Here is a 673-nt window from a genome sequence, read left to right on the forward strand (position 1 = left end):
GAAACTCCAGTACTTTGGCCACCTCATGCGAAGAGTTGACTCATTGGAAAAGACTGTGATGCTGGGAGAGATTGGGGGCAGGAGGAGAAAGGGATGACCCAGGATGAGATGGCTGGATGGCATCACTGACTCAATGGACGTGAGTCTGAGTGAACTCCAGGAGTTGGTGATGGACAGGGAGGCCTGGCATGCTGCGATTCATGGGGTTGCAAAGAGTTGGACATGACTGAGCGACTGAACTGAACTGAACTCTGTGTGTTCTTGCCCCCTCTTCTTAATATCTTTTGTTTCTGTTAGGTCCATACCATTTCTGTCCTTTATTGAGCCCATCTTTGCATGAAATGTTCCCTTGGTATCTCTAATTTTCTTGAAGAGATCTCTAGTCTTTCCCATTCTATTGTTTTCCTCTATTTCTTTGCATTGATCACTGAGGAAGGCTTTCTTATCTCTCTGTGCTATTCTTTGAAACCCTGCATTCAGAGTTCCAAATGGGATAGTAGTAACAAATGAAATTGTGAGAATTGAGTTATTATATAAAGAGCTTTGAGCAATACTAGGTACATTAGCCATTGTTATTATTTCTGTAGTTATTATATCTCATTCTGCATACATAGAGTGCTTATACAGATGAAAAACAGCAGATAAAGAAAGCAACACACTATTCATTTTAAAA

The 673-nt window shown here is 40.9% G+C and carries 1 protein-coding gene; it reads right to left on the reverse strand.

Translation table 11 applies throughout. The annotated features are described in order from the left end of the window. Nucleotides 1-198: 198 nt before the first annotated feature. Nucleotides 199-570: a hypothetical protein gene (locus tag ACQV18_RS09395; RefSeq protein WP_428893014.1), complete on the reverse strand. Its 372-nt coding sequence runs from the start codon at nucleotides 568-570 to the stop codon at nucleotides 199-201. Between the last annotated feature and the right edge of the window lie 103 nt (nucleotides 571-673).

Origin of the sequence: Facklamia sp. P9177, from assembly GCF_050409585.1 — a bacterium.
Taxonomy (GTDB): Bacteria; Bacillota; Bacilli; order Lactobacillales; family Aerococcaceae; genus Facklamia.

Excerpts from the sequence above, each read along its gene's own strand:
- ACQV18_RS09395 (WP_428893014.1), bottom strand. The coding sequence starts at position 570 with ATGGCTAATGTACCTAGTATTGCTCAAAGCTCTTTATATAATAACTCA.